Raw genomic sequence first — 23,487 nt, 5'->3', positions numbered from 1 at the left:
AGGCTGGCCCTCAACCGGCGCTACACAATCGAATCGATGTCCAAAAAGTAGGGTTTGCCGTAGACGTGACCGCCGACCAGTTCGGCAATCGCCTGCTCAATGGGGTCGATTTCCACAGGGCTTGGCCAGCGGGATTTGCGGGTGGCGGTGCGGGCCAGTTCGTCGGTGTTTGGGACGGGGATTTCGGCGGGTTCGCCTTTGAGGATGGCGATCAGGTCTTCGGTCGTGGCTGTGGCTTCGCTCAGCAGCGGCGCCAGCGGCAAGGCCTGGGCGGCTTTGACGGCGCTGGCCGTGTCTTTGCTGAAGGCGCGGATTGAGGTCAGCCCTTCAACCATGGGCAGGGCGCGGCGCGTGACGGTGTCAAACGCGCTGATGCTCGGGAAGCCCACTTTGCCGCGAAACACCGGGGTGCCAAGGGTCGGGATCATCAGCCCCACCAGAAAGCGCGGGTCATGGCGTTTGACGCTCAGGCCGACGCTGGCCACCGACAGCGCCACGCCCACCACGCGCTCAGTGGTCACCAACAACGTCAGTTCGTTGTTGGACTCGGTGTCGAAAAAGATGTTGCGATAACGGAAGTAATCACTGAACAACTCGCGTTCATTCAACTCCGCGTTCATGAACCAGGCGCGGGAGTCATGCACATGCTCATCGAACAGGCGGATGATCGGCAACACACTGTCGTTCAACGCCTTGCCATCATGGCCGAACAGTTGCCCATAACGGATCTCCCCATCCCTGCGCATGTCGGCATAGTGCTGCGCTTCATCCTGCTCATTGGTCATGTAGACCAACCCGCCGAGAAACGTGTTTAACAGCGTTCCCCAGCCGACAAACTCGCTGGTGTCCAGGTTCCATTCCGGCACGTAGTCGCGTCGAAAATCGGCCATGGCGTTGCGCAATTGCCGGTATTCAAGGGACGGGTCGTACACCTTGCTGGTGTTGAACCTCTGCACGGGCGTGGTCTTGCTACGTTCCTCGTACTTCTTTTTGATGGCTTCGTGGGCTGTTTTTTCAGCCAACTGCACCTCGGTCAAAACGGGAGCAGGCGCGCCCGCCAGCGCGGCCGCGTCTGCCTTGAGTTGCATGCCGTGCAACGCTTTGAAGGCCTTGACCTCGTCAGAGCTCATGTCTTTGGTCGCGCCATCCCTCATCACATCGCTGTACGACTGCGTGTGAGGGGCACAGCCCTTGGCGTAACGGCTGATCCGCCACCCGGTGATCAACCCCGCCTCGCGCCTCATCACCTCCTCCAGCGGACCGTTGTCCATGGCATTGAGCCAAGTGTTGAAGCGGGTGATGACGGTGGGGCCTACCTCGAACTCACGAAGGGTGGTTCCATCCATAACCAGCCATGGCCAGCGCGTTTTCAATTCAGGTTCCAACGCTGGTTCAGGGGCTTGCAATGGCGCCCCGACCTTGTATGCCTCGCTGTACATATGCTGCAGGGCAATCTGCGACACCACCTCATACATGCCCTTCGATGCCTTGCCCTGATCGCCGGGCGGGTAACCGCCGCCCACATCCGAGTGCATGCCGGGGTAGATGTACTCCGCCGTACCGGCGCGGTAAGTGGACGGGCACATCGGGTCGTCCGGGTTGGCTTTGCGTCGAATGGAATCCACCGGGAAGCAACTGCGCTGCTCGTGGGCCGCCACCATATGCACGCAATGCTCAAGGAAAGCCTCGTCATCGCTCAGGCGCAGGCTGCCATCGGCCCAGCCCATGTGCCCGGCGGCAAAGGGCACCATATACGGTAACCCCACCGACGCCACGGTATCGAACAGGCCCATGAACACGATCTTGATCGGTAGGCCAGCGAACAGGTAACACGTGCGGCCCTCCACCTCCACCTTGGTCAGGGCCTCCAGCCAGTTGGCAAACGTCCGCGCCTGGGCTGCGCCACGGGAAAAGCCATACACGAACAGGCGCACGGCCTTGATTTCAGGAATGGTTTTAGACGCGTGTGCCGCATCAATCTGGCTTTTAAGTTCAGCCAGTGGGGCTGCCAGTACTTCCTGGCGGCGGGTATAGCTGTTTTTGAAAAGCGAAACGCCGAGTAAGTCTTCGGTGAGGCTGGTGCCCATTTTCTGCACCAAGGCATAGGCGTCATCTGTATCCAGATAGGTTTCGCCTGAAGCCCTTTTCAAGGCATCGATCACTCGGGTAATACCCCAGTTGATCCGGTTCTCACCGCCCACCGCCTTTGTCAGGCCGTCACTGTTGGGTTCAAATTCACGTATTTCCTTAAATTCGGTGCCAACGCCTGGCATGTAATAGGCGTAAAAACCCTCACGTCTTACCACTTCATTTTCGTTACGCCCCAAACTCGCGTGGTAAAGACGCGCCACGTTAGTTGTGGTGGAAGGCTTTGCCTCGCTGTCAGACGGTTCATGGTTGTTCGTACCGTCAAAACACAGGCTGATCGTCACAATTTTCATGCACGGGGCGCCCGCGTACGCATGTCCCGCAGCCCAAGCAGCACTCATCGCGGCTTGCTCAAACCCATGAAAGGCCGCTTGTTGCTCTCGGTAATTGCGCAACACATCGCCCGGCGTTTTTGGCAGCAACCCGTCTTCCTTGAAATAAGGAGTGGGGCTCATAAATTCCGGAGCCGGCTTTTGGGAAGATGAATTCATGGTTGTGGGCATGTGGCAGGCTCCTGCATTTTTTGAGGGAATTGATAAGGGTATTTGGGCGTTCCGGGCATCATGAGCCCCGCGGTAACTGCCACTTGGTTGCACGGTAAGAAGTGCACGTTCACAACCCCTAACCGTTCGTACCGTGCAACAGGCACAACGGCTCGATGACGGGTGTAATGCGTTTCGTGCTCGTCCATACGCTTGCGCCACTCATCAGAAAACATCCGTTCCGGCCAACGTCCATAAGCATGCGGATCAGGATCCTTCTCCCACTCAACCACCACCGTCAGCCCGGGGTGCCACTTCACCGGCAGTGACGCGCAGCAATTCTGTTTGCCACCGCCGCTATAAGGACTAATGTTTGGCCCGCCCCCCCTGTTCACAGAAAACCGGTTAATCGCCGCCGAGGTATGGCTGTATCCCTCGATGGGGGCACCCAGACGTACGGGCTTTGGCGGGGTGCAGCCTTGCAGTGCAAGGCCGCCTATCAACATCAGCCAGAAGACTCGAATCAGGACTCTGGACATGTCGCGGGCTCCTGCATTTTTTGAGGGAAGTGATAAGGATATTTGGGCGTTCCGGGCATCATGAGCCCTGCGGTAACTGCCACTTGGTTGCACGGCAAGAAGTGCACGTTCACAACCCCCAACCGTTCGTACCGTGCAACAGGCACAACGGCTCGATGACGGGTGTATTTGGCCTGATGCTCTCTGGCTGCTTTGCTCCAAGCATCCGAATAGCGGGGCTTTGGCCAGTTGATTGAGTCATACACATTGGGATCCTTCTCCCACTCCACCACCACCGTCAGCCCGGGATGCCATTTCACCGGCAGTGACGCGCAGCAATTTTGCCCACCCCCGTAGCCATACGGCGCCAGATTCGGCCCACCGGCACCGTTCACAGAAAACCAATTAATCGCCGCCGAGGTATGGCTATACCCCTCGATGGGTGTACCCAGACGCACGGGCTTTGGCGGGGTGCAGCCTTGGAGTGCAAGGCCGCTGATGACGATGAGCCAAGCTGCGCGGGTCATAAGGCGGCCTTCTTGGGGGTGAGGCTTAAGGGCGGGAATTCGCTCAGTGCGCTGGCGATGAAGGCTTCGTGTTGCGGTTTTTCCAACTGTTGGCGGCTGAGGTTCAGGTGGATGCCTGTCAGGCATCGAATCAGCGCTTCATGGCTGGTAAACCCATGTTGGGCAGGCGTGCAGTCATTTTTTTTGAGCCACTGGAGGGCTGCGTTGAGGGCGTGCAACGGCTGGACCTGCGCTGCGCTTAAGGTCAGGCCGGTCAATGCGCTGTGGTCCTGGGGGTTGATGTCCAGACCGCACAGCGAGGCCTTTTTGCCGTCGTGGTCGATCCAGTGCCAGCGGCACACCGGGCCATGGAAAGGCGCCAGTTGTTCAGGGTCGAGTTGCTCGCAAAAATGCCTGAACAGGCGCGTGTCGTAGTAGCGCAGCACGCCGCTGCTGGCGCCTTTGTTCCAGGTTGCCTGGGTGGCGCCACGCAATTGCACGGCCAGTTTGTCGAAAGGCCAACGGCTGATCAGGGCCAGCACGCAAAACTGCGCATGCACGGCGGTGAATAAGTGCGCTGTCGCTGCAATGTGCGCCTGATCCCCCAGGGCGATGCGCAGTAACACCGGCCCCTGATGAGCCAGCGCCTGTTCGGGGGTGTGCTCAAGCAGCCACTGACACTCAGGCGCCGGGCTCAGTGCCAGCAGCGGCGGTAACAGCGCCTCTGGCAGTACGGCGCCGTTAAGCAGCAGGTCCAGATGATCGATTCCGGCACTGCGGGCTTCGCCCATCAAGTGATGCAGCCATTCTTTTGCGTTCGTGGTCATGGCTTTTCCTTCCCTTCTCTTATTGTTTTGGTGACCTGAATATCAACGCGCCACTAACGCTTCGCCCTTGGCCTGCGCGGCGAGTAAACAGTCCTTGCAGACGGGCTTGGGGGGCAGTGGCGTTTGAGGGGCTGGCGAGGCCTGCGCCGTCGGGTCCTGGCCGTGCTCAAGCAAGGACGGCGTGGCCATGAGCCCGAGCATCCCCGGCAGCAACGGGGCGGCAGCCGTGCCGCTGGCCGGAGCACCGCCGATTTGAATCGGGGAGCTGCTGAATATCCCCCCGCCGCCAATGACAATGTGTTCCCCGCCCGCTTTCAGGGTGAGGCTCGCACCCGCGTCGAGAATCAGGTTGGCGCCCGCCTTGATGTGCACTTCCTGTCCGGCTTCGGCCACCAGCGCTTGCCCCACGCGGGTGTGACTGCTGACGGCGACGTGCAGATAGTCATTGGCCTTGAGCTCGACCTTGCGGTCCGCAGCCACGGTGCGATGGTCCTCGGCCTCCAGCACCACGATGTTGTTGCCGGTGATGGTTTCATGCCGCTCGTTGCCCACCTCAAGGCGGCAGTCGTGTTCGACCTTGCGTTGCATGTCGCGCTGGGCGCGCAGGTAGATCAGCTCCTGCCCCGCGCGGTCTTCGAGGTGCAATTCGTTGAACCCGGTGCTATGGGGGGTGCTGCGGCTGCGCAATACCGTGCGGGTCTTGTTGGCCGGCAGTGGATAAGGCACCGGGTGACGGCTGTTGGCCAGGCAGCCGCTGACCACAGGCTGGTCGGGGTCGCCTTCCAGAAAAGTCACCAGCACTTCCATGCCGACACGCGGGATCGTCACGCTGCCGTGGCTGCTGCCTGCCCAGCTGGAGGCCACGCGCAGCCAACAGCTGGACGTGTCATCCCCCTGGCTTGCGCGGTCCCAATGGAACTTGACCTTGATGCGCCCATAGGCGTCGCAATAGATCTCTTCCCCCGCAGGCCCGGTCACTAACGCGGTCTGACTGCCCAGCACCCGGGGTTTGGGGTAAGCCTGTTTGGGGCGGTAAAACACATCCCACGGCGTGGCCAGGAAGGTGTTGCGGTAGCCCTGCTCGAACGCGTCCGTGTCCGGTTCGAGGTCGCAGGAGGTGCTCTCTTCCAGCACTTGCGGCTGATAACCCTGGTGGTGGATTTCAGTGAGCAGCCACAGGTCGTTCCATTCTTTGCGCGGGTGCCCGGTGAGGGAGAGAAAATGCCCCGTGACCAGCGTCGGCTGATCGCTGTTGCCCTCGGCCTGAAGGTAGTCGGCGCGGTGCCGCTCAAGGGCGCGTCGGGTCAGGGGCTTACCGCGATCTTGCGTCACGAACAGACCGGGATAGTCGTAGTCCTCCAGATCGGGCTGTGGGGTCTGCACCTCGGGACGGTGGTCGGCTTCGATCACAAAACCGGATTTTTCGAAATCGTAATCGCGGCGCGTGACACGGCTGGGGCGGGCTTCAAACCGCACCTTGAACTGCCGGATAACAGGCTCATCTGCCACCATGCCACTGTCTTGTACGTAGGCCGTGGGGCGGCGCAGTCGCGGGAAGACGGTCTGATCATCGCCAAACACCAGCACATGGGACTGTTCGCCATGCTGGAAGTGGTAGTGAATGCCTTCTTCGTGGCAGAGCCGCTGAATGAAGTGCAAGTCTGACTCGTCGTACTGGACGCAGTACGCTCGCGGCGGGTAGCTGGCATTCAATTGGAACTGATAGGTATCGCTTTGAATGCCGTGTTCTTCAAGCACGCAGGCAATGATCTGCGCCACCGTGCGCTGTTGAAAGATCCGCTGGTTGGTGCGATGGCGCAGGTACGCCAGGTGAGGCACCAGCGTCAGGCTGTAGCGGGTCAGGCGCTTGCCCGACTCGCCTTGTTCAATGCGATAAATCTGCCCGTGAATCCCGTTGCCATGGCGGTTGAACGCCAGAAATGCCTGCTGGTGCAGCACGCGTTCAAGGTCAAGATTGGAGCGTTCGCTGACAAGCTCGACCGTGATTGCAAAGGGGGTACTGATCGTCTCCTGTCCATGAAACTTGAGCACGCGCAGGTCATGCTTAAGCCCCTGGATGGTGAGCGTAAATTGCGTTTCGTTGGCTGGACTGAACATCCATGACTCCTCGGGTGAACACCTCAACGTTAGGAACGGCAACCTCCGTGATGAACGAGGGTTGCCTTCAGGCAGCAGGTCGGTCACAACCAACCACAGGTGAACACCCGGCCTCGGCACCGAAAAGCAGCCGACGCGCGTTGGCAGACGCCTTGAAACATGCCCCTGTTTGCACGCGCGTCGTGACAGGGTGTCCCCACCCAAATGCAGTATTCGCAACGGCAATAATTAGCCCCTGTCGGGGGCCCGTGAGGGGCATGAAATTCGGCTCCGCCATGGAGGTTCTCCTTGCTGAAAACAGGCACTTGAGCGGCCACACAATCGCTCAAGCGCTGAATCGATTAATCAAGGTTCGTGCCAGCTTTTAGGAATTCCTTTTAAAGCAAACACATAGCGAAATCGGGTTTTTGATAGGGTGTTTTTGGGGCCAAAAACAGGGGAAAAGTGCGCAAGAAGTTGCGCAGTACTGTGCAACTTCTTGCGCACTCCTCTACAGACCAATAGGCATATGGTCTGTAGCAATGTATTCACAGGTTTATCCACAAATGAGTGCGCAACTTCTTGCGCAGTTGGCCTTTTTCAGCCACGGCGTTTCAAGGCACGTTTTGCCAAAAAAAAGGGCGGCTCATGGCCGCCCGGATCTGGAGTGAAATGACAGGTTTACAGGTGCGATTCGGCGTACTCGGCGAGTATCGAACGAGGCACCCCTTGCAGGGCAATATGGACACCGTTCGGGAAGTCTTTGAAACGCTCCGTCAGGTAAGTCAGGCCCGAACTGGTGGCCGACAGGTAAGGCGTATCAATCTGCGCCAGGTTGCCCAGGCACACCACTTTGGACCCCGCGCCCGCACGGGTGATGATGGTTTTCATCTGATGCGGGGTCAGGTTTTGACATTCGTCGATCAAGATCAGGCTTTGCTGGAAGCTGCGGCCCCGGATGTAGTTCAGGGATTTGAACTGCAACGGCACCTTGCTCAGGATGTAGTCCACGCTGCCGTGGGTGCTTTCATCGTCCATGTGCAGCGCTTCCAGGTTGTCGGTGATCGCCCCCAGCCACGGCTCCATTTTCTCGGCCTCGGTGCCGGGCAAGAAGCCGATCTCCTGGTCCAGCCCTTGCACGCTGCGGGTACAAATGATGCGCCGGTAACGCTTGCTGACCATGGTTTGCTCAATGGCTGCGGCCAGCGCGAGGATGGTTTTGCCCGAACCCGCGGCGCCCGAGAGGTTGACCAGATGGATGTCCGGATCAAGCAGGGCATACAGCGCCAGCCCCTGGTAAATGTCACGCGGCTTGAGGCCCCAGGCTTCCTGATGAAGCAAAGGTTCCTGGTGCATGTCGAGAATCAGCAGGTGGTCCTTGCGCACCTCCTTGATCCAGCCCACGAAGCCCTGTTCGTCGATGATGAATTCGTTGATGTGTACCGAGGGCAGGTTTTCGATCAGTTGCACCTGATGCCACGTGCTGCCATGCCCCTGACGGGTTTCCACCTTGCTGACGCGGTCCCAGAACGAACCGGTCATGGTGTGATAGCCGCGTGACAGCATCGACACGTCGTCCACCAACTGATCGGTGCTGTAATCCTCGGACTCAATCCCGCAGGCCCGGGCCTTGAGGCGCATGTTGATGTCTTTGGTTACCAGCACCACCTGAATCTCGGGCGAGCGGGCGTGCAAATCAATCAACTGGTTGATGATGATGTTGTCGTTAAGGGTTTCAGGCAGCAGCGCATTGGGTTCTCTGCGCTTGTTCATCAGGATCGACAGAAAGCCTTTGGGGCCGCTTTTGCCGCGCTCGATGGGCACGCCCTTTTCAACGTCTTCGGGCGAAGCCACACCCAGCACCTGATCAATCAAACGGATGGCCTGACGGCATTCCGCTGCCACCAGTAATTTGCCGGTTTTGAGTTTGTCGAGCTCTTCGAGCACCGTCATCGGGATCGCGACGTGGTGTTCCTCGAAGTTGAGCAGGGCGTTGGGATCGTGAATCAGAACATTAGTATCGAGTACATAAAGGATTGGCTGGTTGGAGGAAGGCGTACGTCCGTGATCATCCATACTCGGTCACCTTTGTGGGAGCCATTCGACGCAATACCTCAACAGTGCTGCGCCTCGATATGACGGCCTGATCACCTGCCCCGTGGTGTCCTGAAAGACGCCACCTGTGTGGCAGGTTTCGGCGGTCTGTCTTCGTAATACTCCAAAAAGTGTGACAAGAAAAAGTCTTTTTCGCGGCCGGGCACTATTTTTTTCAGAAAGACGAATAGCCCTTGGCGCAATGCCAAACCGCTACTAGGCTTAATCATTACCTGAAACAGCACGGGCTCATTTCAGGCCCCACATTCACCTGTTTCGGGCACCACAACGCCTGATTCGAATCCTCCCCCCAAACGGCCGGACTGCTCTTACACACAGCAGCGAGGACGCCTACCCGCCCTTCTTTTTGGCAGCACTAAGCTTCGTTGCGCACGGGCTGATTCAGACCGGCGCCCACTTACTGCTAAAGCCAAAGGACGTTGTATGACCCCTATTTCCAAAACCCTGGAACAGATGCTGCTGGAGATTTACAAGGACGGCAGCGCGTCTATCACCGAATTCCAACAACTTCGTGACAATGCCGATGAGCGTATGGATGCGGTCATCCGCGAATTTGGCCTGCACAACAACATCACCGCCTTTCAAAAAGCGATGGATGTGGCCATGCAATTGCTGCAGCTGTCGGTCATCGAAGCCAAAAAAGCCAAATTGACAGACACCGGCGAGGCCATTGTCAAAGACGCCCTCGTGGCTCAAGTCGAATACCTGCGCGTTGGCAGCGACGTGGCATTGCGCCTTTTGTGAGTTCACTGCCCGCCTTGACCGGCGGGCGTTCCCTGGCCTCTGCTATTGGCCGAAGGCCGCACATTCTTCCCAACCAATACCGCTCTGGGCCGTGGCTTTCATCAGCCAGGGCAATGCGGTACGCACTTTGTTTTGAGTGTCATGGAAGGCAATCACCCCGTGACGCCAGAGCAACATCAGGCTGAGCACCCGCTGCGCCGATTGCTCGGCACTCAAACTGGACGCCATGTCCTGCGAATCGATATCCCACAGCGCCACACGCAGCCCCTGGGATTGAAAAAAAGGCCCGCTGTCTTCACGACGATGCCCATAGGGCGGGCGGAATAAAGGCACGTAACTGTCGGGAATGGCTCGCTTGACCAACGCTGTGCTGCGCAGGATTGAATCTTGCCAATCGTTCCAATGGCTGTGCGAACGGTACTCCCACCCCTGAACGCCAACGCACTGCCCTTTGTAGAGCGCCTGCAGCTGCTGCTCGGACTGTTTGTTCAACCGCGCCTGCACGCTGTTGCCCAAGACAAAAAACGTCGCGCTCAGGGATTGTTTGCGCAGGTAGTCGGTGAGCCAGTCCGTGGTGCCGGGCAGTTGGGTGGGGCCGCTGTCGAAGGACAACATGAACAGCCGGTCATTCATCGCCTCGCCATTGAACTCATGCTCACCGTAGAGTGCGATCTCACTGCCGGTCTGCGGGAACAGCGCGGCGAGCCGTAACAGCTCGTCCAGGTAGTGACGATGAAACGTGGCACTCGGCTCGGCCCAGTTCACGTAGAACGAGTCTTCAGCGATCTCAAACTTGCCCGCTTGCTCGCGCAGGCTGTCCATCCCATCGACGTAATAACAGAACGATGCGTCCTGATCGCAGCTCTGCTGGGCAAGGTTGTAGTTGGCCAACAGCCGTTGCCACAGGCGCTGACGGACCGTTTCAATCGCATCCATGTTGATGATCTTCAACCCCAGACGCTGACTGAGCGCAGCTTCGTCCAGCGCTTCACTGGTTAACAGGGCATGGGCGAAGGTGAGGATTTCTGCCCGCGAGGCCACATCGAACAGGGCCGGGCTGATTAACGGCTCTGGCCACGTGCTGCGATCCAGCGTTGCGGGCTCATTGGGCGCCGCCACCGTGCTCAGGCACACCAGCCAGGCCGACAAGAAAAGAGCAATACGCACGAATCAATCTCCCTGTAAAAACTGTGCGCACTATAACCTGCTGCCCACCAAATGCCTTTTGATACTCCGTCTCCGTCCTCGCGTGCAGACCCTGCCAGATTCCACCCCGCCCCTTTCATCAGCGGCCTGTGCGTTCTATCGGCGTCATAGGTGGAGTCAAACCGCCCAACCCCCTAGAATCCCCCGACGCTTACAGGAGACGACCCCATGCTGATGGTGATTTCACCCGCTAAAACCCTCGACTATGAGACGCCGCCGGCCACCCAGCGCTTTACCCAGCCGCACTACCTGGATCATTCACAGGCGTTGATCGGCCAACTGCGCGAACTGAGCCCGCAGCAGATTGGCGAGCTGATGCACCTGTCCGACAAGCTGTCCGGCCTGAATGCCGCGCGCTTCGGCAGCTGGACACCTGCTTTCACCCCTGAAAACGCCAAACAAGCGTTGCTGGCATTCAAGGGCGATGTGTACACCGGCCTCAATGCCGTGGATTTCAGCGAGGCGGATTTTGATTACGCGCAAACCCATCTGCGCATGCTTTCAGGGCTATACGGGCTGCTGCGCCCGCTGGACCTGATGATGCCGTATCGCCTGGAGATGGGCACCAAACTGGCCAACCCGCGGGGCAAAGACCTGTACGCCTTCTGGGGGACGCGCATCAGCGAGTGGCTCAACGAAGCACTGGCCGCCCAGGGCGATGATGTGCTGCTCAACCTGGCGTCCAACGAGTACTTTTCGGCGGTCAAGAAATCAGCCCTGAACGCGCGCATCATCAACACCGAATTCAAGGACCTGAAAAACGGGCAGCACAAAATCATCAGCTTTTATGCCAAAAAAGCCCGCGGCATGATGAGCCGTTTCGTGATCAAGGAACGCATCAACACCCCTGAACAGCTCAAGCAGTTCGATGCTCAGGGTTACTACTACAGCGCCGAGCAATCCAAACCGGATTCGCTGGTCTTTTTGCGCGACCACGCCCCCGAATAACCCCCCGCCTTTTTGACGCTCCCCGGCCTGAACGGGGAGCTCACCTGCGTGTGACCCCTTTCACACTTCACTTCAAACAGCCAAATATTTGACGCCAAAAATACGTCTTGAAATATCCATGAACTTAAATTCACTCGACAGATGTGACTTTTTTTCATAGTGGCACCTAATTTATTTATCCATAGTGGCACTTAACTATCCCCTCTGATGAACACCCTATAACTAAAGGGTAAAACCTGAAGTGCTATCAATATGGAACCAGTGCCATCATTTTTCATTTTGTTAAATTTCGTCGAAAACGGGATGAACGGCCCGGAACTATGTCCGATACCTCCGCTCATACAACCCGTAACGATTCTTACAGAGCTTGTGAGATATCACTTACACAGATAAGACCAACTCCCTGGTGTTATCGGTTGTTAAAAAGCCAAAACAAAGGTGACTGAAACATAGCTATAACCCTTTGTTTTCAAAGGCTAAAAATAAGAGAGAGCGCGGCGCCAGGCGCCCACCCAAGGCCGTCCCCATCATCTGACATGCCTTACTGATAGTGATGAGTTGCACATTAAAGGTGCAACTTCCAACAACTTAAAACTTAACGATGCCTGCACCCGGCGTTACGGCTTTTATGTGCCGTAGTTCCAAGTGCGCCCACACTTTAAGTCCGGCCATTAATTGGCCTATACAAGACAGAGGTAATTGCGATGCGCATCAGCATATTTGGTTTGGGTTACGTTGGCGCCGTGTGCGCCGGTTGTTTGTCCGCCCGTGGTCACGAAGTGATCGGCGTAGATATCTCTCAGGACAAAATCGACCTGATCAACCTCGGCAAATCGCCCATCGTTGAACCGGGCCTTGGCGAGTTGCTCGCCCAGGGCATCCAGAATGGCCGCCTGCGCGGCACCACCAACTTTGCTTCGGCTATCCGCGAAAGCGACCTGTCGATGATCTGTGTCGGCACCCCGAGCAAGAAAAACGGCGACCTGGAGCTCAATTACATCGAAGCCGTGTGCCGCGAAATCGGCGCCGTGCTGCGCGACAAGACATCGCGCCACACCATCGTGGTACGCAGCACCGTGCTGCCGGGCACCGTGAAAAATGTGGTCATCCCGATCCTCGAAGAGTGCTCGGGCAAAAAGGCCGGCGTCGACTTCGGCGTCGCGGTCAACCCGGAATTCCTGCGCGAAAGCACCGCGATTGCCGACTACGACCAGCCGCCAATGACTGTTATCGGCGAGTTCGATAAAGCCTCCGGTGACGTGCTGCAATCGCTGTACGAAGAACTCGACGCCCCGATCATCCGCAAGGACATCGAAGTCGCCGAGATGATCAAGTACACCTGCAACGTGTGGCACGCCACCAAAGTCACCTTCGCCAACGAAATCGGCAACATCGCCAAAGCCGTCGGCGTCGATGGCCGCGAAGTGATGGACGTGGTGTGTCAGGACAAAACCCTGAACCTGTCGCAGTACTACATGCGTCCGGGTTTTGCATTCGGCGGCTCGTGCCTGCCAAAAGACGTGCGCGCCCTGACCTACCGTGCCAGCTCGCTGGACGTGGAAGCGCCGCTGCTCAACTCGCTGATGCGCAGCAACGAGTCGCAAGTGCAAAACGCATTCGACATCGTCGCCAGCCACGACAAGCGCAAAGTTGCCCTGCTGGGCCTGAGCTTCAAGGCCGGTACTGACGACCTGCGCGAAAGCCCGCTGGTGGAACTGGCCGAAATGCTGATCGGCAAGGGCTTTGACCTGAGCATCTACGACACCAACGTCGAATACGCCCGCGTCCACGGTTCGAACAAAGACTACATCGAATCCAAAATCCCCCACGTGTCGTCCCTGCTCAACTCGGACTTCGACTCCGTGATCAACAACAGCGACGTGATCATCCTGGGCAACCGCGATGAGAAGTTCCGTGCGCTGGCCGAAACCGCGCCACAGGGCAAACAGGTCATCGACCTGGTGGGCTTCATGTCCAAAGCCACCTGCACCGTCGGCCGTACCGAAGGCATTTGCTGGTAACAACAGCGCTATAGCCGCTGACGAGTGAAACGGGCTGCGATCTTTGACACTTCGAACGATCGCAGCCTGCGCCAGCGACTACACGCTCTGCGCATCACAGCCTCCATGCTCAAACGGAACCTCATTATGCTCAGGCTAAAACACGGCCTTCTCCAAGCCGCCGGTTGGCTGTTTTACCTCACGCTGTTGATGGGCCTCGCGCTGGCGTTGCCGACATCGACCTTCGACTCCGAGTCGAAAAACTTTATTTTCCTGATTGGCGCCGTGGGTATCTGGCGCTATTCAATGGGTGCCACGCACTTCCTGCGCGGCATGCTGTTTTTATATGTGGTGTACCCGCACCTGCGACGCAAAGTGCGCAAGCTGGGCAAAGCGGCAGACCCGTCCCATGTGTTTTTGATGGTAACCAGCTTTCGTATCGACGCGCTGACCACCGCGCAGGTCTACAGCTCGGTCATTCGCGAAGCCATCGAATGCGGCCTGCCGACCACAGTGGTGTGCTCGCTGGTGGAAATGTCCGACGAGCTGCTGGTCAAGAGCATGTGGGAGCGCCTTAACCCGCCAGAGCGCGTCAAACTCGACTTCGTGCGCATTGCCGGTACCGGCAAGCGCGACGGCCTGGCCTTTGGTTTTCGCGCCATCTCGCGGCACATGCCGGACAGCCGTGCCGTGGTGGCCGTGATCGACGGCGACACCGTGCTCGCCCCCGGCGTCGTGCGCAAAACCGTGCCGTGGTTCCAGTTGTTCGGCAATGTCGGCGGCCTGACCACCAACGAGTTCTGCGAAGTGCGCGGCGGCTACATCATGAGCGAGTGGCACAAGCTGCGCTTCGCCCAGCGCCACATCAACATGTGCTCGATGGCCCTGTCCAAACGCGTGCTGACCATGACCGGGCGGATGTCGGTCTTTCGCGCCAACGTGGTCACCGACCCGGACTTCATTGCCGACGTAGAAAGCGACTCGTTGCAGCACTGGCGTCTGGGCCGTTTCAAGTTTTTGACCGGCGACGACAAGTCCAGCTGGTTCAGCCTGATGCGCCTGGGCTACGACACGTTCTACGTGCCAGACGCGGCCATTCACACCGTTGAACACCCGCCGGAAAAGAGCTTCATCAAGGCCAGCCGCAAACTGATGTTCCGCTGGTACGGCAACAACCTGCGGCAGAACGCCCGGGCACTGGGGCTGGGCGTCAAGCGCCTCGGCCTGTTCACCAGTGTGGTGCTGTTCGACCAGCGCATTTCGATGTGGACCTCGTTGCTCGGCCTGACCGTCGCGCTGATTGCCAGCGCCAAATACGGCATCACGTTCCTCATCGCCTACCTGCTGTGGATCGGCATCACGCGCTTGATTTTGACCCTGTTGCTGGCCTGCTCCGGGCACAGCATCGGCCCGGCTTACCCGCTGATTCTTTATTACAACCAGATTGTGGGTGCGCTGGTGAAGATCTACGTGTTCTTCCGCCTCGACCAACAATCCTGGACCCGTCAGGACACCAAATTGACCCGTGATCTGGCCAGCTTTCAACGTTGGTTCAACACCTGGTCGTCTCGGACCATGACCTTCTCGGCCGCCAGCATCTTTGTTGCCGTGCTGCTGACGATGGTCTGACCCGACCCGATCGAATTAACCAGGAACAAGACCTTATGAACACTCAAGTAAACACCAACGTTGTCCACGAATCCGAAGCCCAACGTCAGCACGCACGGGTCAAAATCCCGGCCAAGCTGCGCTTTTTCGGCAAAGACCGCACACCGATGGAAGTCAGCATCATTGACCTGTCGGCCGGTGGCCTGAGCTTTTACGCCGCCAACCAATCCTTGGCCGTGGGCGAAGTGCACAAGGGCCGCTTGCAGTTTGTGATCGACAACCTGGGGTTGGCGATGGACGTGGAGCTGCTGGTACGCAACGTTGACCGCCAGAGCGGACGCGTCGGCTGCCAGTTCCAGAACCTCGATCAACAGGACATCTCCACCTTGCGTCACCTCATCACCTCGCACCTGAGCGGCGATATCGTGACCATGGGCGAAGTGCTCGCCACCTTGCAGCGCGACAACTTCACCAAGGCGCGCAAGGTCAAAGATGGCGGCAGCGGCATGACCCCGTTCGGTCGCATGAAAGCCGTGGTGCTGAGTGCCGGCGTATTTGTCGTCGGGCTGGTGGCATTCGGTTTTATCGTCAAATCGGTGTACGGCGTGTACTTCGTCACCCACGCCCAGTCGGCGCTGGTCAGCGTCCCCGGCCTGAACATCACCATGCCCCGCGACGGCACCGTGCAAAGCCTGGTCAAAGACGACAATCTGGCGGCCAATGGCGCGCCAATTGCGACCTTCAGCACCAGCATGCTCGACGTGCTCAAAGGCCATCTGGACGAAAACCAGTTGCAGCCGGCCAATATCGAAACCCTGTTTGGCAAGCAAATGACCGGCACCCTGACCTCGCCGTGTGATTGCGTGGTGGCCGAGCAAGTGGTTGCCAATGGCCAATACGCCAGCAAAGGCGACGTGATTTTCAAACTGGTGCCGCGTACCAGCGAAGCGAACATTGCCGCCCGCTTCAGCTATCGCCAGTTTGGCGACGTGCTGCCGGGTGCCCGCGTGAACTTCCAGGTGGCGGGTGAAGACTACCAGCGCACCGGCAAAATCATCAGCAGCACCAGCTTGAACAGCGATGACCTGTCTTCCGACATCCGCGTACAGATCAAGCCCGATGCCCCGCTGGACAGCGCCCTGGCCGGTCGCCCGGTTGAGGTACGCAGTGACCGCGGTCCGTCGATGGACTGGCTGATCAGCAAAGCCTCGGCAGCAGGTCTGTAATCATGAAGAACGCCTTCCCTACGCTTTGCCTGCTGACCCTGGCCCTCGCCGGCTGCTCCGGCCTGCCCGATCAGCGTCTGGCCAATGAAGCCCTGAAAAATGGCGACACGGCCACTGCCCAGCGCAACTATCAGGCGCTGGCGGACTTGGGTTACACCGAGGCGCAGGTCGGTCTGGCCGATATCTGGATGGAAAGCCGCGACGCCGAGCAGCTGAAAAAAGCCGAAGCCACTTACCGCGAGGCGGCCAAAACGTCGCCCCGCGCTCAGGCGCGTCTGGGTCGTTTGCTGGCGGCCAAACCCGGCGCCAGCGAGGCCGAGTTGCACGAGGCGCAAGCGCTGCTGCAACAAGCGTTTGCCAGTGGCGACGCCAACAGCCTGACGCCGTTGGCGATGCTGTATTTGCAGCACCCGCAGAGCTTCCCCCGGATCGACGCCCAGCAGCAAATCAGCCAGTGGCGCGCCGAAGGCTACCCGCAGGCCGGTCTGGCCCAAGTGGCGCTGTACCGCATCGAAGGCACGTACGACCAGCACCTGGATGAAGTCGAGTCCATCTGCCGCCAAGCCTTGTCCGCCAACGACGGTTGTTACGTCGAGCTGGCCACGGTCTACCAGAAACAAGGCAACACCGAGCAACAGGCCGCGCTGATTTCGCAACTGCAAAGCGCTTACAACCGGGGCACCGCCTCCGCACAAAAAGTCGATGGTGTGGCCCGTGTGCTGGCCGATGCGAACCTGGGCACACCCGACCCGCAGACGGCCCGTTCGCTGTTGGAAAACATTGCCCCGGCCTACCCCGCTGCGTGGGTCAGCCTTGCGCAATTGCTGTACGACTTCCCCGATCAGGGCGACGTCGCTCAGTTGCAGGAATACCTGGACAACGGCCGCGCCGCCGATCAGCCCCGCGCCGAACTGTTGCTGGGCAAGCTGTATTACGACGGCAAATGGCTGACCCCGGATGCGCAGCAAGCTGAAGCGCATTTCCAGCGCGCCGTGGACAAAGAAGTGGCCGCCGATTACTACCTCGGCCAGCTTTACCGTCGCGGCTATCTGGGGCAGGTGTACCCGCAAAAAGCCCTCGACCATTTGCTCAAAGCGGCACGTAACGGCCAGAACAGCGCGGACTTCGCCATCGCCCAGCTGTTCTCCCAGGGCAAGGGCACGCAGCCCAACGCCATGAACGCCTATGTGTTCAGCCAGTTGGCCAAGCTGCAAAACACCCCGCAAGCCAATGAACTGGCGGCCCAACTCGACGAGCAACTGCCCGCCGATCAACGCGCCGCGGCTCAGCGCCTGCTGCAAAAAGAACAAGCCTTGCGCGCCACCCTGAGCCAGAACGCTCTGGCGGTGCAGACGCTGGCCGAAGAAAACGGCGAGGAAGCCCTATGACCCTGAATCCTTTTGTAAAAGCCGGGATCGGCCTGACCTTCGCCCTGCTGTGGTCATGCCCGACCCTGGCGGCGCTGACCGATGAAAAAAACTTCGGCCTGGAAACCAAGATCACCGCGCAATCGGAAGACGACCGCGACCTCGGCACCCGCAGTGGCGGCGACGTCAACGGCATCGGCCTTGACCTGCGCCCCTGGGTGTACGGTGAACGCGGCAACTGGAGTGCGTACGCCATGGGCCAGGCGGTGACGTCCAGCGACATCATCGAAACCGACACCCTGCAACAATCGGACACCGAACAAAACAGCAGCAGCGATGCGCGCAAACAGGACAAAAGCTACCTGGCCCTGCGCGAATTCTGGGTCGGCTACAAAGGCTTCACCGCCTACCCCGGCGAACAGCTTAAGTTCGGTCGCCAGCGCCTGCGCAATGACGACGGCACATGGCGCGACACCAATATCGAAGCGCTGGCCTGGACGTTTGACACCACCTTGCTCAAGGCCAACCTCGGCGCGGCCGAACGCTTCAGCGAATACCGCACCGACCTGACCGAACTGGCCCCGGAAGACAAAGACCGCCTGCACCTGTTCGGTGATATTTCGGCGCAGTGGACGCCCGGCCAATGGGTCGGCCTGCGCGCCCATCACACCCATGACGATGGTTCGCTCAAGCATCAGGGTGAAGAAGTCGACGCACTGGACAAAACCCAGAACGGCGACCTGACCTGGCTCGGCCTCGAAGCCAACAGCGACGCCTACAACTACCGCAACACCCACACGGTGAATTACTGGGCCAGCGTCACCGGCATGAGCGGCAAGCGCGACAAGCTCGCCACCTCCACCGTGGACGGCCGCAACCTTGCTGGCGCCAAAGCCAGTGACGACGTGGATGGCTGGGCCACCGACCTGGGGGTTCGCCTGCGTCTGGACCCGAACTGGCAAGTGGGTGCCGCCTACTCGCGCGCCAGCGCCAACTACCAGCAGACCGGTCTGGAGAGCAACCGCTCCAACTTCACCGGTACGCGCTCGCGGGTTCACCGCTTTGGTGAAGCGTTCCGGGGCGAAATGCAGAACATCCAGAGCGCCAGCCTGTTCGGTTCGTGGCAATTGCGCGACGAATACGACGCCTCGCTGGTCTACCACAAATTCTGGCGGGTCGACGGCAACAAGCCGATCGGTGCCAGCGGTATCAATGCCGTGCAGAACAACGAAGACCCGACAGACGCCCTGCTGGCCAGCACCGCGCTGCCGATGATGGACGGCAAAAAAGACCTCGGTCAGGAAATGGACCTGGTGGTGACCAAGTACTTCAAGCAAGGCCTGTTGCCTGCCGCGTTGAGCCAGTCCATCGATGAACCTTCGGCGCTGGTGCGCTTTCGCGGCGGCGTGTTCAAGCCGGGCGATGCGTACGGCAAAGGGGTGGATTCGTACATGCACCGCGCGTTCGTTGACGTGATCTGGCGCTTTTGATGACAACGCCAACGGGAGTGCGTGACATGAATCATCCTGCTTATATCGGCGCGATCAGCCTGCTGGCCGGCGCTCTGCTGCTGGCCAGTACCACTACGTTTGCCACTGTCGAGCCGGTCAAACCGACCGTGGCCAAAGAGCTGCAACACGCCAAAACCTACACCGTCAGCACCGCGCCCGTCGCACCGCTGAACATCCCGAAACCGGCATTGCCCGACCTCTCGGGTTACACCGCCGAAGCGGCTGCGGCCAAGATCGTGCGCAGCACCGCCGGTAAAGTCAGCGTGCGCCGCATGATGCAAGAAGACGCGCTGAAAGACTTCATCGGCGGCGACAACAAAATGGCCGAGTGGGTGGTGCGCCAGGGCGGCATTCCGCAGGCGATTTTCATCGACGACGGCTACGTGAACCTCAAAGACCTGACCAAGCGCCTGCCCAAGCAGTACTTCAGCGAGACCGCACCGGGTGTGTACCTGGCGCGCTTGCCGATTGTGGTCGGGCACAAGGGCATTCTGGAAATCGACAACAGCACCCAAGAGCTGCGCCTGTCCCAGGAAGCGGGTTCGTTTCTGGTCAACGACGGCCAGTTGTTCGTGCGTGACACCCAGGTCACCGGCTGGCGCGAAAAAGCCAATGGCCCCGCGACCTTTCGCGATGCCAAGGAATTTCGCCCGTTCCTGCTGTCCTGGGGCGGCACCGAGACCTACATCATCAACACCAAAATGGCGAGTTTCGGTTACGCCAACAGTAAGTCGTACGGGGTGAGTATTTCCCAGTACACGCCCAACATGGCCAAGGTCATCAAGCGCGACGAGCCCACCGGCTGGATTATCGGCTCCGAGTTCTCGGACATGTGGTACGGCTTCTATTGCTACGAAACCCGCGACTTCGTGGTCAAGGGCAACACCTACCGCGACAACGTCGTCTACGGCATCGACCCCCATGACCGCTCCCACGGGCTGATCATTGCCGAGAACGATGTGTTCGGCACCCAGCGCAAGCACGGGATCATCATTTCCCGCGAGGTGAACGACAGCTTCATCTTCAACAACCGCAGCCACGACAACAAACTGTCAGGGCTGGTGATCGACCGTAACAGCGTGAACAACCTGATCGCTGACAACGAGATTTTCCAGAACCACACCGACGGCATCACCCTCTACGAGAGCGGCGATAACCTGCTGTGGGGCAACAAAGTCATCAACAACCGCCGCCACGGCATCCGCGTGCGTAACAGCGTCAACATCCGCCTGTACGAAAACATCGCCATGGCCAATGGCCTGACCGGCGTGTACGGCCACATCAAAGACCTGACCGACACCGACCGCGACATCGAGCTCGACCCGTTCGACGCCGAAGTGTCGCTGATCATGGTGGGCGGCGAGCTGGCCGGTAATGGCAGCGGGCCGCTGGCGATTGATTCGCCGCTGAGCATCGAGCTGTACCGGGTGTCGATGCTGGCACCGACCAAATCCAGCGGCATCAGCTTCAACGGCATTTTGGGTGAGCGTCAGGACGAAATTCTCGACCTGATGGTGCGCCAGCAAAAAGCCGTGTTGATCGACCCCGTTGAACGCCAGACCGAATTGCGCAACTGAGGATGACTGTTATGCCCCTCCATCTGATCAAGATTTTGAGCCTGTCGGGCCTGACTGCCGCCATCCTCGGCGCAGCCGCCGGTGTGCAGGCCGACCAGGTTCAGGCGCCCGCCTTCACGGCCGAGGCGTGCTGCAACCTGTGCCCTGCCGCCCACGATGCGAAAAACTACACCACGCGCTATCAGCAGAACTTCACCACGCTGGTTCAGGCCCAGGGCGACTGGCTGTTCCGTACCCAGGAAGACCTGCGCACCGAGTTCGACACCACACCGGCCGGTTACAAACGCATGCAACAGCTGCACGACGCCTTCAAGAGCAAGGGCGTGGAGCTGGTGGTGGTGTATCAACCGACCCGCGGGCTGGTCAATCGCAACAAATTGATGCCGGCCGAGCGCGCCTCATTCGACTACGACACCGCGCTGAAAAACTACCAGGCCATGCTCGGGCGCTTCGCCAAAATGGGCTATTACGTGCCTGACCTGTCGCCCCTGACCAATGAGCAACAAGCCCACGACTTTTATTTCCGCGGTGACCAGCACTGGACGCCGTACGGGGCCGAGCGCACGGCAAAAATCGTGGCCGACACGGTGAAAAAAATCCCCGGTTTTGCCGACATTCCGCAACGTGAATTCGAAACCAAAATCACCGGGCGCATGGGCAAGACCGGCACCTTGCACAACATGGCCGGGCAGCTGTGCGGCACCAGTTATGCCGTGCAGTACATGGACCAGTTCAATACCGAACCCAAAGGCGAAGCGGCGGACGGCGACTTGTTCAGCGACGATGCCAACCCGCAAATCACCTTGGTGGGCACCAGCCACAGCGGCAAGAACTACAACTTTGCCGGGTTCCTGGAGCAATACATCGGCGCCGACGTGCTGAACGTGGCCTTCCCCGGCGGTGGCCTGGAAGGGTCGATGTTGCAGTACCTGGGCAGTGACGAGTTTCAGAAAACCCCGCCCAAGGTGCTGATTTGGGAGTTTTCGCCGCTGTATCGCCTGGATCAGGAAACCATCTACCGTCAGATGATGGCCCTGCTCGACAACGGTTGCGAAGGCAAACCGGCGTTGATGAGCAGCAGCGCCACCCTCAAGCCGGGCAAGAACCAGATGTTGGTCAACAGCACCAACAAAGACCTGCGCAACGCCAACCACCAAATCGACATCCGCTTCGCTGACCCGTCGGTGAAAACCCTGCAAGCCACGCTCTGGTACATGAACGGTCGCCATGAAGATCTGAAGATCGACAAACCGACCACATCCGACACAGACGGGCGTTTCGCCTTTGAACTGCGTACCGATGAAGACTGGGCCAGCCAGAACCTGCTGGCCATTGAGATTCAGGGCCCGGAAGACGCGGGCGACGCACAGAAAGTCGACGCCAAAATCTGCAAACGCAACGTTTTCTCCCACTCTGCGCCGTTGAACGCGCAGGCCGGACGATGAGGTTTCTGATGCCCACTGCACCGATCAACCTGCGCACTCTGCTGGCGCCCACCTTGCTGGGGCTGGCGATGTTTGCCAGCACTGCCCACGCCGCCGCGCCCTTGCGCCCGCCCCAGGGCTATTACGCCCCGGTCGAAGCGTTCAAAACCGGCGACTTCAAAAACGACTGCGACGCGATGCCCAAGCCGTACACCGACAAGCTGGAGTTTCGCAGCAAGTACGAAGGCTCGGACAAAGCACGCTCGACGCTCAACGTGGTCTCAGAAAAAGCATTTCGCGACGCGACCTCCGGCATCACCACCCTTGAGCGCGGCACCAGCAAGCGGGTGATGCAGTTCATGCGTGATGGCCGCCCGGAGCAACTGGAATGCACCCTCGGCTGGTTGACCGCCTGGGCGCAGGCCGATGCGTTGATGAGCAAAGAGTTCAACCACACCGGCAAGTCGATGCGCAAATGGGCCTTGGGCAGCATGGCGTCGTCGTACCTGCGCCTGAAGTTCTCCGAATCGCAACCGCTGGCGCAGCATCCGCAGCAGGCCAAAGAAATCGAAGCCTGGTTCAGCAAAATGGCCGAACAGGTGGTCAGCGACTGGGACAACCTGCCGCTGGCTAAAACCAACAACCATTCGTACTGGGCCGCCTGGTCGGTGATGGCCACGTCCATCGCCACCAATCGCCGCGACCTGTTCGACTGGTCGGTGAAAGAGTTCAAGGTCGGCGCCAACCAGGTCGACGCCCAAGGCTTTTTGCCCAACGAACTCAAGCGCCAGCAACGCGCCCTCGCCTACCACAACTACGCCCTGCCGCCGCTGGCGATGATCGCCAGTTTCGCGCTGGTCAATGGCGTGGACCTGCGCAACGAAAACAACGCGGCGCTCAAACGCTTGGGCGAACGCGTGCTCAGCGGCGTGAAAGACCCGCAGTCGTTTGAAGCCAAAAACGGTAAGGCGCCGGACATGACCGATTTGAAGGTTGACGCCAAATTCGCCTGGCTGGAGCCGTTTTGCACGCTCTACACCTGTGCGCCCGAGGTGATTGAGATGAAGCGCGGGATGCAGCCGTTCAAAACCTTTCGTCTGGGCGGGGACCTGACCAAGGTCTACGACCCGGCGCACGAAAAAGGTTGAAAAGCGCCCCTCTCCCTCAGGGAGAGGGTTGGGGT

At 59.3% G+C, this 23,487-nt stretch carries 17 protein-coding genes; 10 read left to right on the top strand and 7 right to left on the bottom strand.

Going from position 1 to position 23,487, the window contains the following annotated elements; genetic code table 11:
* Positions 1-20 precede the first annotated feature (20 nt).
* From HBN61_RS04890 to HBN61_RS04865, 6 genes are all read right to left on the bottom strand, one after another.
* On the bottom strand, positions 21-2,603 hold the full coding sequence (locus HBN61_RS04890) for a Tle1 family T6SS lipase effector (protein WP_238591541.1): 2,583 nt from the start codon (positions 2,601-2,603) through the stop codon (positions 21-23).
* Positions 2,604-2,635: 32 nt separating this feature from the next.
* A complete protein-coding gene (gene tli1a / locus HBN61_RS04885) occupies positions 2,636-3,169 on the bottom strand; it encodes a Tli1a family immunity protein (RefSeq protein ID WP_083333278.1) in 534 nt (177 codons plus the stop codon).
* Complete coding sequence (tli1a, locus tag HBN61_RS04880) at positions 3,154-3,675, bottom strand: Tli1a family immunity protein (RefSeq protein WP_170046240.1); 522 nt, start codon at positions 3,673-3,675, stop codon at positions 3,154-3,156. Before tli1a (HBN61_RS04880) ends, tli1a (HBN61_RS04885) begins: the two co-directional genes overlap by 16 nt.
* Complete coding sequence (gene tla1 / locus HBN61_RS04875) at positions 3,672-4,481, bottom strand: toxin Tle1 chaperone Tla1 (protein WP_083333277.1); 810 nt, start codon at positions 4,479-4,481, stop codon at positions 3,672-3,674. Before tla1 ends, tli1a (HBN61_RS04880) begins: the two co-directional genes overlap by 4 nt.
* Before the next feature lie 42 nt (positions 4,482-4,523).
* The gene (locus tag HBN61_RS04870; protein WP_083333276.1) at positions 4,524-6,599 is read right to left on the bottom strand and encodes a type VI secretion system Vgr family protein; all 2,076 of its coding nucleotides are present in this window, start codon (positions 6,597-6,599) and stop codon (positions 4,524-4,526) included.
* Between the two features lie 660 nt (positions 6,600-7,259).
* The gene (locus HBN61_RS04865; RefSeq protein WP_047273446.1) at positions 7,260-8,654 is read right to left on the bottom strand and encodes a PhoH family protein; all 1,395 of its coding nucleotides are present in this window, start codon (positions 8,652-8,654) and stop codon (positions 7,260-7,262) included.
* 462 nt (positions 8,655-9,116) lie between these two features.
* Here HBN61_RS04865 and HBN61_RS04860 point away from each other — a divergent pair, with 462 nt between their 5' ends.
* Positions 9,117-9,437, top strand: coding sequence for a hypothetical protein (locus HBN61_RS04860; RefSeq protein WP_083333275.1), 321 nt, complete (start codon positions 9,117-9,119; stop codon positions 9,435-9,437).
* A gap of 42 nt (positions 9,438-9,479) precedes the next feature.
* Here the strand turns inward: HBN61_RS04860 and HBN61_RS04855 are convergent, their stop codons facing one another.
* Positions 9,480-10,604, bottom strand: a complete 1,125-nt coding sequence (locus HBN61_RS04855) for a polysaccharide deacetylase family protein (protein ID WP_083333274.1) — start codon at positions 10,602-10,604, stop codon at positions 9,480-9,482.
* Between the two features lie 207 nt (positions 10,605-10,811).
* Here HBN61_RS04855 and yaaA point away from each other — a divergent pair, with 207 nt between their 5' ends.
* The 9 genes from yaaA to HBN61_RS04810 all read left to right on the top strand — a co-directional run bounded on the left by yaaA (position 10,812) and on the right by HBN61_RS04810 (position 23,452).
* Positions 10,812-11,591 carry a peroxide stress protein YaaA gene (gene yaaA / locus HBN61_RS04850; RefSeq protein WP_047273443.1) on the top strand — a complete coding sequence of 260 codons (780 nt, stop codon included), beginning with the start codon at positions 10,812-10,814 and terminating at the stop codon, positions 11,589-11,591.
* A gap of 704 nt (positions 11,592-12,295) precedes the next feature.
* Positions 12,296-13,612 (top strand): nucleotide sugar dehydrogenase, encoded by a 1,317-nt coding sequence (locus HBN61_RS04845; RefSeq protein WP_083333273.1) that lies wholly within the window; start codon positions 12,296-12,298, stop codon positions 13,610-13,612.
* A gap of 126 nt (positions 13,613-13,738) precedes the next feature.
* Positions 13,739-15,220: a mannuronan synthase gene (gene alg8 / locus HBN61_RS04840; RefSeq protein WP_047273441.1), complete on the top strand. Its 1,482-nt coding sequence runs from the start codon at positions 13,739-13,741 to the stop codon at positions 15,218-15,220.
* Between the two features lie 35 nt (positions 15,221-15,255).
* Positions 15,256-16,425 carry an alginate biosynthesis protein Alg44 gene (locus tag HBN61_RS04835; protein WP_047273440.1) on the top strand — a complete coding sequence of 390 codons (1,170 nt, stop codon included), beginning with the start codon at positions 15,256-15,258 and terminating at the stop codon, positions 16,423-16,425.
* 2 nt (positions 16,426-16,427) lie between these two features.
* A complete protein-coding gene (algK, locus tag HBN61_RS04830; RefSeq protein ID WP_095010402.1) occupies positions 16,428-17,813 on the top strand; it encodes an alginate biosynthesis TPR repeat lipoprotein AlgK in 1,386 nt (461 codons plus the stop codon).
* Positions 17,810-19,282, top strand: coding sequence for an alginate export family protein (locus HBN61_RS04825; protein WP_047275508.1), 1,473 nt, complete (start codon positions 17,810-17,812; stop codon positions 19,280-19,282). The genes algK and HBN61_RS04825 overlap by 4 nt, the downstream gene beginning before the upstream one ends.
* 26 nt (positions 19,283-19,308) lie before the next feature.
* Positions 19,309-20,880: a mannuronan 5-epimerase AlgG gene (gene algG / locus HBN61_RS04820; RefSeq protein WP_169836346.1), complete on the top strand. Its 1,572-nt coding sequence runs from the start codon at positions 19,309-19,311 to the stop codon at positions 20,878-20,880.
* Between the two features lie 11 nt (positions 20,881-20,891).
* Entirely contained in the window at positions 20,892-22,325 is a 1,434-nt protein-coding gene (locus HBN61_RS04815; protein WP_083333270.1) for an alginate O-acetyltransferase, read from the top strand.
* Between the two features lie 8 nt (positions 22,326-22,333).
* Positions 22,334-23,452 (top strand): mannuronate-specific alginate lyase, encoded by a 1,119-nt coding sequence (locus HBN61_RS04810; RefSeq protein ID WP_047275502.1) that lies wholly within the window; start codon positions 22,334-22,336, stop codon positions 23,450-23,452.
* The last annotated feature ends 35 nt before the right edge of the window (positions 23,453-23,487 follow it).

It is taken from the genome of Pseudomonas sp. WS 5071, from assembly GCF_012985765.1.
Taxonomy (GTDB): Bacteria; Pseudomonadota; Gammaproteobacteria; order Pseudomonadales; family Pseudomonadaceae; genus Aquipseudomonas; species Aquipseudomonas lundensis_A.
Note: the sequence above shows the minus strand (reverse complement) of the source record. Positions and strands in the feature narration are given on the sequence as shown.

Bases quoted from the DNA above. Each gene is read 5' to 3' on its own strand.
- yaaA (WP_047273443.1), top strand. From the start codon at position 10,812: ATGCTGATGGTGATTTCACCCGCTAAAACCCTCGACTATGAGACGCCG.
- HBN61_RS04860 (WP_083333275.1), top strand. From the start codon at position 9,117: ATGACCCCTATTTCCAAAACCCTGGAACAGATGCTGCTGGAGATTTAC.
- algK (WP_095010402.1), top strand. From the start codon at position 16,428: ATGAAGAACGCCTTCCCTACGCTTTGCCTGCTGACCCTGGCCCTCGCC.
- tli1a (WP_170046240.1), bottom strand. From the start codon at position 3,675: ATGACCCGCGCAGCTTGGCTCATCGTCATCAGCGGCCTTGCACTCCAA.
- HBN61_RS04835 (WP_047273440.1), top strand. From the start codon at position 15,256: ATGAACACTCAAGTAAACACCAACGTTGTCCACGAATCCGAAGCCCAA.
- tla1 (WP_083333277.1), bottom strand. From the start codon at position 4,481: ATGACCACGAACGCAAAAGAATGGCTGCATCACTTGATGGGCGAAGCC.
- tli1a (WP_083333278.1), bottom strand. From the start codon at position 3,169: ATGTCCAGAGTCCTGATTCGAGTCTTCTGGCTGATGTTGATAGGCGGC.
- alg8 (WP_047273441.1), top strand. From the start codon at position 13,739: ATGCTCAGGCTAAAACACGGCCTTCTCCAAGCCGCCGGTTGGCTGTTT.
- algG (WP_169836346.1), top strand. From the start codon at position 19,309: ATGAATCATCCTGCTTATATCGGCGCGATCAGCCTGCTGGCCGGCGCT.
- HBN61_RS04825 (WP_047275508.1), top strand. From the start codon at position 17,810: ATGACCCTGAATCCTTTTGTAAAAGCCGGGATCGGCCTGACCTTCGCC.
- HBN61_RS04815 (WP_083333270.1), top strand. From the start codon at position 20,892: ATGCCCCTCCATCTGATCAAGATTTTGAGCCTGTCGGGCCTGACTGCC.
- HBN61_RS04870 (WP_083333276.1), bottom strand. From the start codon at position 6,599: ATGTTCAGTCCAGCCAACGAAACGCAATTTACGCTCACCATCCAGGGG.
- HBN61_RS04810 (WP_047275502.1), top strand. From the start codon at position 22,334: ATGCCCACTGCACCGATCAACCTGCGCACTCTGCTGGCGCCCACCTTG.
- HBN61_RS04890 (WP_238591541.1), bottom strand. From the start codon at position 2,603: ATGAGCCCCACTCCTTATTTCAAGGAAGACGGGTTGCTGCCAAAAACG.
- HBN61_RS04865 (WP_047273446.1), bottom strand. From the start codon at position 8,654: ATGGATGATCACGGACGTACGCCTTCCTCCAACCAGCCAATCCTTTAT.
- HBN61_RS04845 (WP_083333273.1), top strand. From the start codon at position 12,296: ATGCGCATCAGCATATTTGGTTTGGGTTACGTTGGCGCCGTGTGCGCC.